This window comes from Planococcus lenghuensis, from assembly GCF_001999905.1.
Classification (GTDB): domain Bacteria; phylum Bacillota; class Bacilli; order Bacillales_A; family Planococcaceae; genus Indiicoccus; species Indiicoccus lenghuensis.
The window spans coordinates 3,688,242-3,704,655 of sequence record NZ_CP019640.1; the positions used below are offsets into that span (position 1 = coordinate 3,688,242).

Here is a 16,414-nt window from a genome sequence, read left to right on the forward strand (position 1 = left end):
TCCTAACTATTGTCCTGCTGGCTGTGGCGGCGGCAGCTGGATCACGCCGCCTCCCACTGCATTTACAAAATATTCTTCAGTTGTTCCGTCTGCCAGTTCAGCTTGGATCCGCCATGTCGGCACGAACGTGTAAATATCTCCCTGGGCCTGCGTCAGCACCGAGTAGGATGAATACCCCAACTCCACGGAAGTGATCTCTGTCCCGATTTGCAGCGCTTTTCCCTGATACAGGTTTTGAATCGCTTCTTCTGCACTGCTGAGCGATTTTTCCTGATCACCCGGATCGATATCAGTCAGCATTGTCTGACTATAGCCGAAAATTTCGTTGTCCTCATCGTCCCAGCTGACAATCAGCCGGCCTTCTTCGCTGTAATACAATGGCCGGTCATCCACTTCATCAATCACTTGAAAATACGTGGCTTGATTCAATGTGGTGTTGATATCCCATAAAACATATTCCTCGCTGTTCGGGATGTACGTATCCACAAAAGCCTGCACTTCTTCAGCTGTTTCCGCATCACTGATCGGCACCGGATTATTCAGGAATACGTTCAATACATTTCCTTCGACAACTTCCCGGATGGAGCCTTCCGGCACAGCGTATTCCGACATTGCATACTGGAACTCGCGGGCACTGATATAAGGCAGTGATTCCACTTCCTGCGGCAAATCATCCGGGTATGTGATGTCATCTTCTATCAGCCGCTCTTCAATCGTTCCCTCATCATACTTCTGGACGTTTGCCCGTGCATACTTATCCAGGTAAAGCGTGTACAGGAACAGGTTCAAAATGGCAAAAACAATAATGAAAATAGTTTTCGTTTTACTCCAGTCCATTGACTATGCCTCCTGCATCAGCATCTACAACCGGCAGCCAGGCATCTTCCGTCTGATAATACCAAGCCGGTTTCAGTACGAGCACCCGCTGGTCTGCACTTATTGTCATCTGATACGCCGGAACAATGTTCTGCACTTCTTCAAGTTCCAGTCCTTCGAGTTCCCTCACTTCTTCCGCCGCTTCTATCCCTGACGCCAGCAAGGCCTGCTCCACATTCTGAGTCACAAGGGCGTCAAGTTCATAATACGGGCGAAGATACACATACACCCCTCTATTCCCCCACCATTGCTCAATCGTCGTCTCCAGCGTATCACTGAATACCGGGAGCCCAGCGACGAACAATTGGTATTGGATATTCTGATCCAGCGGTTTGATCCCGAAGTAGCGGTAATCATCTGTCCAGCCGCCATGTTCATTCAGAAAGTCCAGCGTGTTGAAAACCAGTTCCGACATGATCGCCGGATCGCCTGTCCGAACTTCCGCCTGAACGAAGCTTAGGCTTTTTGTTTCGGTATCTTGTGTAATATATCCGTTCGGGTCATCTCCTGATCCCTCGGCCGATTCCACCAGAACTTCATGGAATTGCTCATACATCTCTTCAGGAAAATATGAGTAAATCGGCAATTGCAGCGGTTCAGCGGGCACAAACACCGGCCACATGCCGACGTTTTCCGCTAATGCATAGACCGGATAATCAGCCGCGGCTGCAACCACCCGGTCCTGGAAATTTTGCAATGTGCTCGGCGCCACAATAGCGGTATAGATCCGGTTCGACGTTGTATCGATAAAGTAAAGCGCCGGCTCCCCTGCTGTGATTCCGCCCCAATTAATCACGACCCGGTCAAATGAAGCTTCCGGAATGCTCGATTCCACACTGAACTGCATGTAAGCATCATATACCGGGAATGGCACAGGTGCGGGATACTGCAGGACGACGCTGTTTTCATTGTACAGAAAACTTGCCAGCTGATCAGCTGATGTTTCCTCCGCAAGCAGTGTCACATCGCTGATGATCCATTCACGCAATGCTGAACGGATAAAACTGATTTCTTCTGCTTCGATTGTACCGGTTGTTACATCTTCTCCGTGAAACAGGATTTTCAGCGGTTTCACGACTTCTTCCAGTGTCCGGGTTTCCGCAATCGGCTCTTCCAGCACTTCCGGCTGGTCGAATGTATCCAGGTTCGGTTTATACGTCCAGACGGTAAAGGTGAGGTAGACACTGAGCACTACAAGTGCCAGCAATATAGCAGATTTTATCTGCTCTACGTATTTCACTCCCACTCACCTCCGTCTTCAGACTCGATCGGCAGCGTGAAGAAAATCGATGTGCCTTTTCCTTCCCGGCTTTCTGCCCAAATATCGCCGCCATGGAACTTGATCATTTCCTTCGCAATGGCCAGCCCGAGACCCGTTCCTCCCATTGCACGTGAACGTGCACGGTCAACGCGGTAGAAGCGTTCGAAAATCCGTTCGACATTCTCTTTCGGGATACCCATCCCCTGGTCAGCGATCCGGACAAGTAGCTCATCATTGCGCAATGACACATCAAAGCGGATAGTGCCGCCTTCCGGGGAATACTTCAGGGCATTTGAAATGATATTATCAATGACCTGCGTCAGTTTATCCGTGTCAATTTCCACAAAATACGCTTTATCCGGCAGCTTGCGTTTAAAGAGGACATTCTGCGATTTCGACATTTCAAAACGGTCAATGATGCGGTTGAAAAACCGGTTGAATTCAACGACTTCTTTATTCAGATCGGATTCTTCCGCATCCATTTTCGATAACTGAAGCAAGTCGTTGACGAGGCGGATCATCCGTTCCGTCTCGGTCTGTGTGACGTTCAGGAACATGGGCGCAATTTCTTTATCTTCCCATGCCCCTTCCGCCAGTGCTTCCAGGTAGCTGCGCATCGTGGTCAGCGGCGTTCGGAGCTCGTGGGAGACGTTCGCCACGAATTCCCGCCGCTCCACGTCGATCCGCTCCTGTTCGGTGTTGTCATGAAGAACTGCAATGAGCCCATTTACGAAGCCGGTCTCTTTTTGAATGACCGAAAAACTTGTCCGGAGCACCGTACTGTCATCCGCTGTGCTGAAATCAAGGTTGAGCGCTTCTTTCATATGAATCAGGTCTTCAAATGAATATTCTTCTTCAAGCTGCAGCACTTCTGTAACAGGACGGCCCAGCACTGTTTCACGTGGAACATTCAGCAACGTCAGAGCCGTGTTATTGATCAGGTTGATGCGTCCCCGTCTGTCGGTGGATAAAACGCCATCCGTCATGTTCGACAGGACCGATGCCAGTTTCCGCCGTTCGCTTTCCGTGGACTGCTGGGATTCCTGGAGCCGGTTGGTCAAGTTATTGAACGCCTTGGCCAGTTGCCCGATTTCATCATCCCCGTAGATTTTTACTTTTCGTGAGAAATTTCCTTTGGCCATCGTCTGGGCCTGTCTGCGCATATCTGAAATCGGCAGGGAAATGGTTCTGGCAATCAGTACACCGAGCACGGCGGTAATCAGAAGCGCGACTGCTGTGGCGCCTGCAAGGATGGAATTGATCTGGCTCATCTGCTCGTAGACCTGCTCTTCAATGTCCGCTTTCACAAGCAGCGCACCAATCACTTCCCCTTGATTGGAAAAGGCGGAGAAGGGCTGGACCAGCACCCAGATCCGATTGCCCTCGTAGTCGTATACCTGCTGATAAGGCGTGCCGGCCATGATTGCTTCCTGTGCCAGTTCGTTCGCTGACCGCTGCCCCACGATGGACTGGTTGCTTGATGATGCCCGGATCCGGTACCGGTTATCGATGACCTGCACTTCGATAATATCTTCTGAATCCAGACCGCTCAGTACTGACCGCAGACTCTGTTCAACTGTAAGATCATTTTCATCCCGGTTCCTCAGAAATTCCTCCCGGACATTGACCTCTACGAGATTAATCCGGTCCTGAATGGAAGTCTCGAAGTTATCAATCATTTTCGTCTCCAGTTCCCGGGCGAAATAAATCCCGATAATCTGAATCGCGATCAGAATGAGCAGGATGTAGATCAGCACAACTTTCAAATGGATCGATTTGAAGAAATTAACTTTCTGCATTCCGCTTACTCCTGTTCAGGATTGCGGAGGTAATATCCGACACCGCGGCGCGTTACAATCCAGGCTGGATGGCTCGGATTATCTTCGATTTTCTCCCGAAGCCGGCGGATGGTCACATCCACTGTCCGGACATCACCGAAATAATCATATCCCCACACCGTCTGCAGCAGATGCTCGCGCGTCATTACCTGTCCTGTGTGTTTGCCCAGGTAATGCAGCAATTCGAATTCCCGGTGAGTCAATTCAATCGTCTCATCCCGCTTCAATACAAGATAAGCATCCGGCTGGATGATCAGTGAACCGATCGTAATGTCGTTCGTTGCCGGCGCTTCTTCTTCTGCTGGTACAGCGTCCTGCCGCCGCAGGTTCGCTTTCACCCGCGCAACCAATTCCCGGGTCGAGAACGGTTTTGTGACATAATCATCGGCTCCGAGTTCCAGGCCGAGCACTTTATCGATTTCTGAATCCTTCGCTGTCAGCATGATGATCGGAAAATCGAATTTCTTCCGCACTTCCCGGCATACTTCCATGCCATCCCGGTTCGGCAGCATGATATCAAGCAGCATCAGATCCGGCACCACTTCTCCTGCGAGGCGGACTGCCTCATCGCCATCATATGCACATACCACATTAAAGCCTTCTTTTTTCAAATTGAACTGCAATATATCCGCAATCGGTTTCTCGTCATCCACTACTAAAATGGTTTTACTCATTACGTTTCTCCCCCATCTTATTTGTGCTTGGCTCCATGGCTCTGCACAATTGACCGTCCCTTCCATTTTACCATTGTTCAGGAATTAACGCACTTTGCCCTTACCTTGCTGAAAACAGCGAAAAGACCGGCGGAAGCCGGTCTTCACATTCTAATTTCATTGAGACAGGCTTTCCCTCGCCTGTTCTCACACTTGAATTTTATTAAAAAAGATACTTTATTATTATACAACTTCCGTGATCCCCATGCAACTTCCGCGGGATATCAACCTTTCCGGTCCCCTGGCTGGCCGGCAGCAATCAACCGAAATATCTCTTATGCCAGACAAGGAACATGAAAATCGTCCATATCTTCCTTCCGTTATTCGCTTTCTCTTCATAATGGTCCTGCAACAGTTCCAGTATTTTCTTCTGGTCAAAAAATTGAGCTGCAGCTTCACTGTTAAAAGCTTCATTAATCTGTGTGTAATATTTTTCTTCCCGGATCCAATGGCGGATCGGCACAGGAAATCCGATTTTCTTGCGGTTGGCCGATTCTTTTGGAAGAGCCCGTCCGGCTGCCAGGCGGAAAGCGTATTTCGTGTCGATGTCGTTAATCCGATAATGAGACGGAACTTTCGCCGCTGCATTCATGACTTCCCGGTCCAGAAACGGAACGCGGAGTTCAATGGAATGCGCCATGCTCATTTTATCCGCTTTTAATAAAATATCATCCACGAGCCATAGATGAAGGTCCAAATGCTGCATTTTTGTAATATCGTCTTCCTGTTCAACTTGTTCATAATACGGACGGACGATTTCTTTCACGGATGGCCCTTTCTTGTAAGGCGCTTTCAGAAGTGAAGCAGCTTCCCGTTCCTGAAAGATTTTTGCCTGGCCGATAAACCAGTCCTCCACAGGACGTCCGCCTTTCACCATCAGATTTTTCCCCCGCACTTCCGGCAGCATTCGAGCAATGCTGCCAAGCGGTCTCCGGAAGAAGCCCGGCAATTGTTTATACTTTTTCAGCGCCGGCGTTGTGTCATATTCCGCGTAGCCGCCGAATAATTCATCCGCCCCTTCGCCTGACAATACGACGGTTACGTCTTTTCGTGCCAGTCCGGCAAGAAAATACAGCGGAACAATCGAAGGATTGGAATGCGGTTCATCCATCATATACTGGATTTCATCCAGCTTTTCAAAACAGGCATCCGCATCCAGCACTTCATTGACGTTTTCGATTCCCAACTCATCGGACAGCGCTTTCGCATTATCGATTTCCGAGAAATTCCGGTCGCTGAATCCGACCGTAAACGTCTTATTCGGCCGGAGAACGGAGGCCACGTAGCTGGAATCGACGCCGCTGGACAGGAACGAACCGACTTTCACATCACTGATCCGGTGTGCTTCTACTGACTCCCGGACAACCTGATCGATCTCTTCCACCAATTCTTCCAACGGCTGTGTCTCCGGCTGGAACTTCGGAGACCAATAGCGCTGGATCGTCAGCTTGCCATTCTGATACGTCATGGAATGAGCAGCCGGCAGCTTGAATACCCCTTTGAAGAAGGTCTCATTCAGCACTGGGAACTGGAATGTCAAATATGGTTTCAGTGCCTGTTCGTTCAATTCTTTTATAAAATGAGGATGGGGCAAAAAGCTTTTGATTTCCGAACCGAATAACAATGTGCCATTCATCTCGGCATAGTAAAACGGCTTGATGCCGAACATGTCCCGTGCTGCAAACAGCTTCTTTTCTTTACGGTCCCAAATGACGAATGCGAACATTCCCCGCAATTTCTTCACGAGCTCTTCCCCGTACTCCTCATAGCCATGAATAAGCACTTCACTGTCGGTATGTGTTGCGAATGTGTGGCCCTTTGCAATCAGTTCTTCCCGCAATTGCATGAAATTATAAATCTCGCCATTGAAGATCAGGACAGAGGACTCATCTTCGTTATAAAGCGGCTGATGGCCTGCTTCGAGATCAATGATACTCAGGCGCCGAAACCCGAGGGCCGCTTCATCTTCGATAAATGTCCCTGAAGAATCCGGTCCCCGGTGTATGATTCGATCCATCATCTGTTCCAAGACAGCTGGCGTGTTATCCGTTTTTCCGATAAAACCCGTAAATCCACACAATTCTAAAACCCCATTCGTTTATGTAATAAGCTTTTTCGCTTTAAAAATCTATTTTTGCAGTTCATAAGAAGTATACAATTCTCCCTCTATTTTTACCATTCTTACTTGAGCTGCATTTCAAGGAATTTTCTGATTGGCACTGCCCTACCCGCCTTGCCATTCTGACTCCGTTTGTTTTCGGCTGTACGGCGGAATTCCCAAGAAAGAAAAGAAACTCATGCCACTTCACAGTATTTCTGCTGCGTGACATGAGTTTTTTCTTTTTGTCCAATAGTTCATTTGAACATTTTATCTGCTTATCGGAACTGTCTGTAAAAGATGGGTGCTGTTACCGCCAGACACTGGTGACGATATTCGTCTGGCTGCGGTCCGGTCCAACGGAGAAGATTGACAGCGGCACACCTGTCAGCTGGGCGATCCGCTCCAGGTAATGGCGCGCTGCAGCCGGCAGTTCATCCAAAGACTTGCACTCTGTAATATCTTCTTGCCAGCCTGGCATTTCCTCATAAACCGGCTCACATTCTGCAAGCAGCCGGAGATTGGCCGGATATTCTGTGATCAATTCCCCGTTATGCCGGTATGCTGTACAGATCTTGACGGTGTCCAGTCCGCTCAGCACATCGATGGAATTGACGGTCAGATCCGTCAGACCGCTCACCCGTCGTGCATGACGGACAACGACGCTGTCAAACCAGCCAATCCGGCGTGGACGGCCGGTTGTCGTCCCGTACTCTTTTCCGACTTCCCGAATCCGGTCACCGGTCTCGTCGAACAGCTCGGTAGGGAATGGACCATCTCCAACCCGGGATGTATACGCCTTACAGACACCGATGACATGGGAAATGGAAGTCGGGCCGACACCGGCCCCGATCGTAACACCGCCCGCCACCGGGTTTGATGAAGTGACGAATGGATATGTGCCTTGGTCAATATCAAGCATTACTCCCTGTGCGCCTTCAAACAGCACACGACGGCCTTCGTCCAACGCATCATTCAGCACTTTTGAAGTATCCGTTACATATTTGGCGATTTCCTGGCCGTAACCATAGTATTCTTCCAGGATATCTTCGATTTTGAATCCTTCTGTTTCATACATGCGCTCAAACATCCGGTTCTTGTCGGCCAGGTTGTGCTGCAGTTTTTCTTCGAACACTTCGCGGTCAAGCAAGTCGGCAATACGGATGCCGACACGGGCTGCTTTGTCCATATACGCAGGCCCGATTCCCTTCCCGGTCGTTCCGATTTTATTGGCACCGCGGCGTGTCTCTTCCGCTTCGTCCTGCTTGATATGATACGGCAGGATAACATGCGCCCGGTTGGAGATGCGCAGGTTATCCGTCGGGACTCCGCGTTCATGGAGCCCTTTCAATTCTTTCACTAGCGCTTTCGGATCAATCACCATACCGTTGCCGATGACCGAAATTTTTTGCTGATAAAAAATACCGGATGGAATCAAATGCAGTTTATATGTTTCGCCCCCGAATTTAATCGTATGTCCTGCGTTATTGCCGCCTTGGTAACGCGCAATGACTTCCGCATGCTCTGATAAAAAATCCGTGATTTTTCCTTTTCCTTCGTCTCCCCATTGCGTTCCCACTACTACAACCGATGTCATTGAGGCACCTCCGTTAGGCTTCCGCCCTGTTTCAAACAGCTTAATTGTAGCAGTGCTTTCTGAATGTAGTCAATGGTAAAAGTAAAAAAACACGAACTAATAATTGTCGTCAGACAAATATCGTTCGTGTTTCAGAAATATTACATTCGTAAGCAGATGCCCTTGGCTTCTGCAGCGCCAGCATTTTTTTAGTTAGGCAGGTGCTGATTCATGCTGTGCCCAGTCGATCGTGACAAACTTATTGTACTCTTTGACGAATGCGAGTTTGACCGTGCCGACCGGGCCGTTCCGCTGCTTGGCGATAATGATTTCAATCATGTTCTGATCTTCTGTTTCCTTGTCATAATAATCTTCCCGGTACAGGAAGGAAACAATATCGGCATCCTGCTCGATCGATCCGGATTCCCGGAGATCGGACATCATTGGCCGTTTGTCCTGTCGCTGCTCTACGCCGCGGGACAGCTGGGACAAGGCGATTACCGGCACTTGCAGTTCCCGGGCGAGCCCTTTCAGGGAACGGGAGATTTCCGAGACCTCCTGCTGCCGGTTTTCGCCCGGCCGTCCATTCCCTTGGATCAGCTGCAGATAATCAATCAGAATCATGCCGAGTCCGTGTTCCTGTTTGAGCCGTCTGCATTTAGCCCGGATTTCATTGATCCGCACGCCTGGCGTATCATCAATGAAAATTCCGGAATTCGACAGACTGCCCATCGCCATCGTCAGCTTTCGCCAGTCTTCATTCTGCAGCGCTCCAGTTCGAAGTATCTGTGCATCGATATTGCCTTCTGCGCACAGCATACGCATGACAAGCTGCTCCGCACCCATCTCCAAGGAGAAAATCGCCACATTTTCATCCGTCTTGGTCGCCACGTTTTGCGCCACATTCAGTGCAAAAGCGGTTTTTCCGACAGAAGGCCGCGCTGCAACGATAATCAGGTCATTGCGCTGGAAACCGGCTGTGATGCGGTCAAGGTCACGGAAACCGGTCGGAATTCCGGTGACATCCCCTTTTCGTGTGTGGAGCATCTCAATATTGTCATACGTATTAACAAGCACATCTTTGATGTGTTTGAAGTCACCGGCATTTTTCCGGCTGGATACTTCCATCATCTTCTTTTCAGCTTCCGACAGGAGTGCTTCCACTTCATCTTCACGTGTGAATCCATCTTCCACAATTGATGTGGCTGTTCGGATCAGGCGGCGAAGCAATGCTTTTTCTTCTACGATATTTGCATAATGCACTGCATTAGCAGCAGTCGGAACGGAGTTGGCGATTTCCGCCAGGTACGAAATACCGCCGACATCCTCCAGCTCCCGTTTGGCCGATAACTCTTCAGTGACTGTAACAACGTCAATCGCTTTCCCCCGGTCATTCAGTGCAAGCATTGTGCTGAAGATCTTTTGATGGGCCAGCCGGTAAAAATCTTCCGGCATAACAATTTCAGCTACTGTGATCAATGCCTGCGGCTCCAGGAAAACTGCCCCGATGACCGATTGTTCCGCCTCGTAATTATGCGGCGGAACGCGATCGATGGCTTCGTTCATCCACTTTTTCCCCCTTATGCTTCTTCGGTAACGTGGACTTTGAGCGTTGCTGTCACTTCAGGGTGCAGCTTGACCGGAATGTTCGTGTAACCGAGTGCCCGGATGGCATCTCCGAGTTCCATTTTCCGCTTATCCAGCTTGATGCCGTGTGACCGCTCCAATTCCTTTGCGACTTGCTTTGTTGTGATAGAACCGAACAGCCGGCCGCCTTCACCTGATTTTGCTGTCAATTCAACGGTAAGGGCTTCAAGGCGATCTTTTAATGCCTCTGCTTCCTTCAGCTCATTGGCTGCTTCTTTTTGTTCTTTCTTTTTCTGGCCTTCAAGCTGACTGACGGCTGCCTGATTGGCTTCCACCGCCAGGTTATTTTTCAGGAGGTAATTATGGGCATAACCATCTGCCACATTTTTTACTTCTCCTTTTTTTCCTTTTCCTTTTACATCCTTCAGGAATATGACCTTCATTGTGTTGATCCTCCTTCAGTTTGGTTTGAGATTGCCTGTTTCAGCCGGGCAATTGCCTCTTCAATCGTCACATTGGCAATCTGGACGGCTGCGTTTGTCAGGTGCCCTCCGCCTCCAAGTTCTTCCATGATTACCTGGACGTTAATATCGCCGAGTGAACGCGCGCTGATCCCGACACTGTTTTCACTTCTTTCTGCTATTACAAACGAGGCACCTACCCCTTTAAGCGTCAGCAGGATATCAGCCGTTTGCGCGATCAGTACCGGATTGTACGTGCGGCCTGTTTCCCCCCGGGCAATGGCAATGCCGTCACCGAAGAATTCGACTGTCTGCACAATTTTCGCACGTTCCACATACGTATCGAGATCTTCTTTCAGCAGACGCTGGACCAGTACGGTATCAGCACCGTTCGCCCGCAGGTGGGAAGCCGCTTCAAATGTCCGCGCTCCCGTGCGGAGCGTAAAGCTTTTCGTATCAACTATGATTCCTGCAAGCATCGCTGTCGCTTCAAGCATTGACAGTTTTTCATGCTTCGGCTGATACTCCAGCAGCTCCGTCACCAGTTCAGAAGTTGATGAGGCATAAGGTTCCATATAAACAAGGAGTGTATTCGTGATGAATTCCTCCCCCCGGCGGTGATGGTCGATTACGACGACTTTCTCCATCCGGTTCAAGAGCCGCTCGTCGATGACCATGGACGGTTTATGGGTGTCCACGACTACCAGCAGTGAATTTTCCGTTATTTCCTGAATCGCGTCATCTGATGATATGAATTTATCGTACAGCGCAGGATCCCGCTCAATTTCATCCATGAGCCGCATGACACTGCGATCGTAATTATCAAAATCAATGACTACCCGGCCTGTAACACCATTCATGGCAGCCATTTTTGCGACGCCGACGGCTGAGCCGATGGCATCCATATCCGGCAGCTGATGGCCCATGATGAACACCTGATCGCTTTCCTGGATCAAATCACGGAGCGCATGTGAAATGACGCGCGCCCGCACCCGTGTCCTTTTTTCAACCGGGTTTGTTTTGCCTCCATAGAAGCGGACTTTTCCGCTCGGATGCTTGATGGCTACTTGGTCTCCGCCGCGTCCGAGAACAAGATCAAGGCCGGACTGGGCCAGTTCACCTAATTCCACAAGAGAGCCTGAGCCGGCTCCAACACCAATGGACAGTGTGAGCGCCAGGTTTTCTTTTGACGTCACCTCGCGGATATTGTCCAATATCGTGAATTTAGTCTGTTCAAGTTCTTTTAGAATGGACTCATTGAACACAGCCATGAAACGATCAGCAGAGACCCGTTTCACGAAAATCCCATGTTCCGCCCCCATTCATTGATCAGTGATGTCACCAGGCTGTTCAGCTTGCTGCGCATCTGATCATCCATTCCTTGAGCAAGTTCATCGTAATTGTCAATGAACAAAATACCGAGCACTGTCCGGTCTTCATAATACAGTGTTTCGATTTCCACTTGTTCCGTAATATCGAATAAATAAAGCAGCCGGTCATTCACCTTGTAATGGACCCGATATTTCCGGCCATTTAAAGAGACGGACATATCTGTCAGTCCTTCTGTTTTAACAAGTGTATGGAACTCGCCGGACAGTGAAAACAGCGAGGTGCCAAGCAAGGAATCCTGCTCCAGCTGCTCTGTGATATAGGGATTCGCCCATTCAATATTAAAATCTTCGTTAACAAGCATAATTCCAAGCGGCATTTCCAGAAGTGCTTCTTCCCCCACCTTTTTCATCCGGTAAGAAAGGGATTCAATCCGCTTTTCAGTCTCCCTGAAGTTTTTTTCTTCTGCATACCAGGCAGCGGAGAAAGCTGCAGCGAACAGTATGAGAAAAAAGAACGCCAGCCATTCTGACCAGACTGACAGCAGCATGGCTGCAGCGATTCCGGTTAGGAACAATGCAAGAACCGGATACCTGAGGCTCCGTTTCTTTAAAAAGTCCGACATTCTTTTCAACTCCTTATTTCCGGTCAGGCTTGTTCGCCTGCTCTACCCATCCCCGTACATTAAAGCCAAGATCGATAATCCCGACAATTACTGTAAAACCGGCAAGCGGTAACGCAAGAACAGTTGCCAGGATTGCCGCCCATTTCGGCCATCCCTGCTGATAAATGTAGAAGTGGTAAAATGAAATTCCCTGCAGGAACAACAGAACCTGCAAGAGCACTGAAGCGTTCAGAAATGCCATGTATGTCATGGTTCCCAGCTCTGGGCTGAACAAATACGGTGCGAGCAGTACGACTAAATAATACCATAAAATGCTTTTTGGCAATTTCATATTCCGGAATGGCGGAAATTTCGGCACAGGCACATCCAGCCGTCTTAAAAGCGGCAGATTCACCAGCAGAACGAGCCAATTAAGCAGGAAAACCGTCAGAATCAGCCAGAACGGCAAAAGAGCCTCAATGGTGAAAAGCCACTCCGCCAGCCGTTCATCATACCCTTCCGGCAACCTGCCAAGTTCTTCCGCCTGTCTGCCGAATTCTTCACCGAGCGTTTTTGCCTGCACCAAGTACTGTTCAAATACGTTCACGCCTAAAAATAAAACAGCCGCCGCGTATTGTACAATAACACTCGCCAGCAGTACAAGCGCAGATGCCAGAAACAAAAACAATTTACTCTTTTTCTGGTGAATGGACAAGCCGATGGCCAAGCCGAGCGGAACGTAAGCCAGTGCAAGCGGCAGTGCAGGCAGTCCGCCGATTATAAACGTTAACAGCGTCGCAGCTGCTGAAAACAGCAATGATGCTCTTGTGCCATACTTCGCGCTGTACCAGGCGACAGGCAGCGCCAGAAATAGCATCGTTACCATATTCAGAACCGGTACATACACAGAAGCTGCTGCCAGCACAGTGAAAATTGCTGCCATCATTGCGCCTTGGGTCAGTTGTTTCGTTTTATTATTCGCCATAATGCTGCGTCAGCAAACCCTCTTTCAATTTTAAGTTCATCCGTGTAATTGTACCACGATTGCAGACACTGAACAAAAAAGCCGGCACGTAAACAGAACGGCTGTTCCACTGCATTTCCTGCTGCGCTCCGTTCTCTTTATGTTTGCTTTATGAGGCATTTTAGCCTTGTATTTTGTCAGCGTATGCCAAGTCAGGCCAAAAAAAAGAATCCCTGCTGCTGCAGAGATTCCTGTCTTAGTATGAAGCTGCTTATCTTTCTTCCGCAACGAATGGAAGAAGACCCATGATGCGTGCACGTTTAACTGCGACTGTCAGCTTGCGCTGCCATTTCGCACTTGTTCCCGTTACACGGCGTGGCAAGATTTTGCCTCGCTCAGAGATAAACTTTCTCAGCAGATCAACATCTTTATAGTCGATATGCGTGATATTGTTAGAAGTAAAATAGCAAACCTTTTTCCGTTTGCGTCCCCCGCGGCGTGGTGCCATAATCGATAACCTCCTTTTCAATTGTGATCAGTTCCGCTGCAGACACCGTTTTTAGAACGGCAGATCATCGTCCGATACTTCGATCGGTCCGCTGTTGCCAAACGGATCATCATCTACGCGTGTATAATTTCCTTGATTACCTTGATTTCCTTGGCGTGAAGGTTGGTTCTGCTGATAGGATGGCTGGTTTTGCCCTCCATAGGCAGGGCTCTGTGAACGATCCTGATTCGCGCCTTTCGGTTCCAGGAACTGGACACTGTCGGCGACGACTTCAGTCACATATACGCGCTTACCTTCATTGTTTTCATAGCTCCGTGTCTGGATTCGGCCTTCGACGCCGGCAAGACTGCCTTTTTTAAGAAAGTTTGCCGTGTTTTCAGCTTGTTTGCGCCATGTCACACAGTTTATGAAATCCGCTTCCCGCTCTCCTTGTGCATTGGAGAACGTGCGATTCACTGCAAGTGTGAAGTTACAGGCTGCTACTCCATTGGATAGGAATAGGTAAACTTTTGAAGTAATCTCCAGCTTTTCCCCTCCTGAGTACCGTGCGTGCGATTTTCACCGCACACGGCACGCCATCGATTCTAATTAATCCTGTTTTATGGGATTCAATCCAAGGATTATCAATCCTTAGACGAGATAGTGCCATACTATACGTCTTAGCTAATGTCACCTATGAGTTTCGCTCTGTATTTCTCGACTTTCTTCGCTATTTTTGTGTCCTCCGGCACGGAAGTGCCATGTACTAGTTCATGACATTTCTTGTGGAGGCTAGCGAGATTAGTAATTTTGTTTACTTCGTCGAGTGGTAAGGTAGGGCTGATATGGTGGCATTGTAGCTCCACTGGTAAAATATCGCCGGCACATACTTTACATTTTCCTCTATCTCTGTTGAACGCATATTCCCTGTTCATATAGAATTCAAAGTTATACTTTCTAAGATTCTTTTTATCGGATTTCAGCATGTTTCGTTTGGCTATTCGGAATACGTCTTCGTTCTTGTCATAGAGTGGGAGTCTGTTAAGACTCTGATTCTTTTTCGCATTCTTGTAGTAAAGTTCTCGTCCTTCAACCGTATAAGGGGTTAAATTCTGATTAAAGCACTGTGGGTCTTCCGATTTCGTGTGTAGGAATTTTGTAATTCCAACCCATTCTCCTTCTACTTCCACTGCATGAGTTTCGGCGGTATAGCCTTCGTGTCTCTTGCGTCGGTTAGAAAGTTCGGAATATCTTTTCAGTTTAGCTTTATTTTTACCATTGTTCTGGTTGCGATAGAGTTTCTTCCACGTGTAGTGACTGGTAACGAAGACTTTATGGTCTAAGGAGTCAAAAATTTCTGTCCAGACCGCTGTCTTGTAATATTCAGATAAACCAACGATTTTAGAGTTCACTTTCTCGATTATCACAGCTTTCTGATAGTCGCATTGTGTTCTCCTAATCTGCTTAATGTCCTTTAGAATCTCTGCCGTTTTTGTTCTAACCTTTTTCATATCAGGTAGAATTCTGGCATATAACTCATGTTTCTTAGCATTTCCAGTTCTGCCTATGCTCTTTCGAGGTTTGGCCAATTCAACTTGGAAGCCGAGAAATTTCATTCTATTTTCTTTAAGGTCAGTGATGACAGTCTTTTCTTCCGAAAGTTCAAGATTCAATTTCGCCTTGAAGTATCTTTTCAGATACTCCAATTGCTTTTCGGCTTGTTCTTTCGTTTTCGTGAAGATCACCCAGTCATCTGCGTATCTAACTAGAAATACAGGTTGCCTACCTACCTTCCGAAATTTCCTACGAGCATTTTTGACGTTCGAGAATTCATCCGCAAAGTATGGATTTTCATACCTGCTGGAGACAGTCCAATCAAAATCGTTCAAATACACATTTGCGAGAATAGGGCTGATAATACCACCTTGCGGTGTACCTTTGTCGGTATCGTGGAATTTGAAATCTTCCTCGATAATCCCCGATTTCAGCATTTTCTTGATTAACGCGAGAACGCGTTTATCAATAATCCCAATTTTGTGCAATTTACGCATTAGCACAGCATGGTCAATATTATCGAAGTAGCCTTTTATATCTCCTTCAATGACGTATTCATATCTCCCAATGTTAATTAGATGAGCAACTCTTGCGATAGCATGGTGTGTAGACCTGTAAGGTCTAAATCCGTAACTATGCTCGTAGAGTTTTGCCTCTATTATGGGTTCTATAACAATTTTAATGCACTGTTGGATGATTCTATCCAACATAGTTGGAATACCGAGGGGTCTAGTTTTACCCGTATTTCCTTTCGGAATATGTTTTCTTCTGGCGGGTTGAGGATTATAGTTCTCCATCGCTCTCCGTACCGTCCGAATGAGTTTCTCTCTGGGCATTTGTAGAAAATGGTTGATGGTCTTATTATCAATGCCCGCTGTCATACTGCCCTTATTCGACTTTATGTCGTGTATTGCAGTTATGATAGTTTGGTCATTAATAATGACTTCATACAATCCATTTAGGGATTTTCCCTCTTTGGACTCTTGATACATGGAGTCCAGAGTCAGCTTCAAGTCCTTTTCGGACTTGATTTGGCAATTAACCTCCACCTTTGTACACACAACCT

General features: G+C 48.1%; 12 protein-coding genes and 1 pseudogene. All 13 read right to left on the reverse strand.

What is annotated here, in order from left to right:
* Positions 1 to 6: 6 nt before the first annotated feature.
* Positions 7 to 837 carry a two-component system regulatory protein YycI gene (locus B0X71_RS18510; RefSeq protein WP_077590814.1) on the reverse strand — a complete coding sequence of 277 codons (831 nt, stop codon included), beginning with the start codon at positions 835 to 837 and terminating at the stop codon, positions 7 to 9.
* Entirely contained in the window at positions 824 to 2,116 is a 1,293-nt protein-coding gene (locus B0X71_RS18515; protein ID WP_198038660.1) for a YycH family regulatory protein, read from the reverse strand. Before B0X71_RS18515 ends, B0X71_RS18510 begins: the two co-directional genes overlap by 14 nt.
* Positions 2,113 to 3,936, reverse strand: coding sequence for a cell wall metabolism sensor histidine kinase WalK (walK, locus tag B0X71_RS18520; protein WP_077590816.1), 1,824 nt, complete (start codon positions 3,934 to 3,936; stop codon positions 2,113 to 2,115). Before walK ends, B0X71_RS18515 begins: the two co-directional genes overlap by 4 nt.
* Before the next feature lie 5 nt (positions 3,937 to 3,941).
* Positions 3,942 to 4,649: a response regulator YycF gene (yycF, locus tag B0X71_RS18525; RefSeq protein ID WP_077590817.1), complete on the reverse strand. Its 708-nt coding sequence runs from the start codon at positions 4,647 to 4,649 to the stop codon at positions 3,942 to 3,944.
* A 298-nt stretch (positions 4,650 to 4,947) separates the two neighbouring features.
* Entirely contained in the window at positions 4,948 to 6,768 is a 1,821-nt protein-coding gene (gene asnB, locus B0X71_RS18530) for an asparagine synthase (glutamine-hydrolyzing) (protein ID WP_077590818.1), read from the reverse strand.
* A 328-nt stretch (positions 6,769 to 7,096) separates the two neighbouring features.
* Positions 7,097 to 8,383, reverse strand: coding sequence for an adenylosuccinate synthase (locus B0X71_RS18535; protein WP_077590819.1), 1,287 nt, complete (start codon positions 8,381 to 8,383; stop codon positions 7,097 to 7,099).
* 192 nt (positions 8,384 to 8,575) lie between these two features.
* Positions 8,576 to 9,928 (reverse strand): replicative DNA helicase, encoded by a 1,353-nt coding sequence (gene dnaB, locus B0X71_RS18540; protein ID WP_077590820.1) that lies wholly within the window; start codon positions 9,926 to 9,928, stop codon positions 8,576 to 8,578.
* A 14-nt stretch (positions 9,929 to 9,942) separates the two neighbouring features.
* Complete coding sequence (gene rplI, locus B0X71_RS18545) at positions 9,943 to 10,392, reverse strand: 50S ribosomal protein L9 (protein WP_077590821.1); 450 nt, start codon at positions 10,390 to 10,392, stop codon at positions 9,943 to 9,945.
* Positions 10,389 to 12,364: pseudogene (locus B0X71_RS18550) on the reverse strand (DHH family phosphoesterase). The gene rplI and the pseudogene B0X71_RS18550 overlap by 4 nt, the downstream one beginning before the upstream one ends.
* Positions 12,365 to 12,377: 13 nt before the next feature.
* Positions 12,378 to 13,328, reverse strand: coding sequence for a YybS family protein (locus B0X71_RS18555; protein ID WP_077590822.1), 951 nt, complete (start codon positions 13,326 to 13,328; stop codon positions 12,378 to 12,380).
* A gap of 250 nt (positions 13,329 to 13,578) precedes the next feature.
* Positions 13,579 to 13,818 (reverse strand): 30S ribosomal protein S18, encoded by a 240-nt coding sequence (rpsR, locus tag B0X71_RS18560; protein WP_198038754.1) that lies wholly within the window; start codon positions 13,816 to 13,818, stop codon positions 13,579 to 13,581.
* Between the two features lie 48 nt (positions 13,819 to 13,866).
* The gene (ssb, locus tag B0X71_RS18565) at positions 13,867 to 14,340 is read right to left on the reverse strand and encodes a single-stranded DNA-binding protein (protein WP_077590824.1); all 474 of its coding nucleotides are present in this window, start codon (positions 14,338 to 14,340) and stop codon (positions 13,867 to 13,869) included.
* Positions 14,341 to 14,474: 134 nt separating this feature from the next.
* Complete coding sequence (ltrA, locus tag B0X71_RS18570) at positions 14,475 to 16,340, reverse strand: group II intron reverse transcriptase/maturase (RefSeq protein ID WP_077591058.1); 1,866 nt, start codon at positions 16,338 to 16,340, stop codon at positions 14,475 to 14,477.
* Between the last annotated feature and the right edge of the window lie 74 nt (positions 16,341 to 16,414).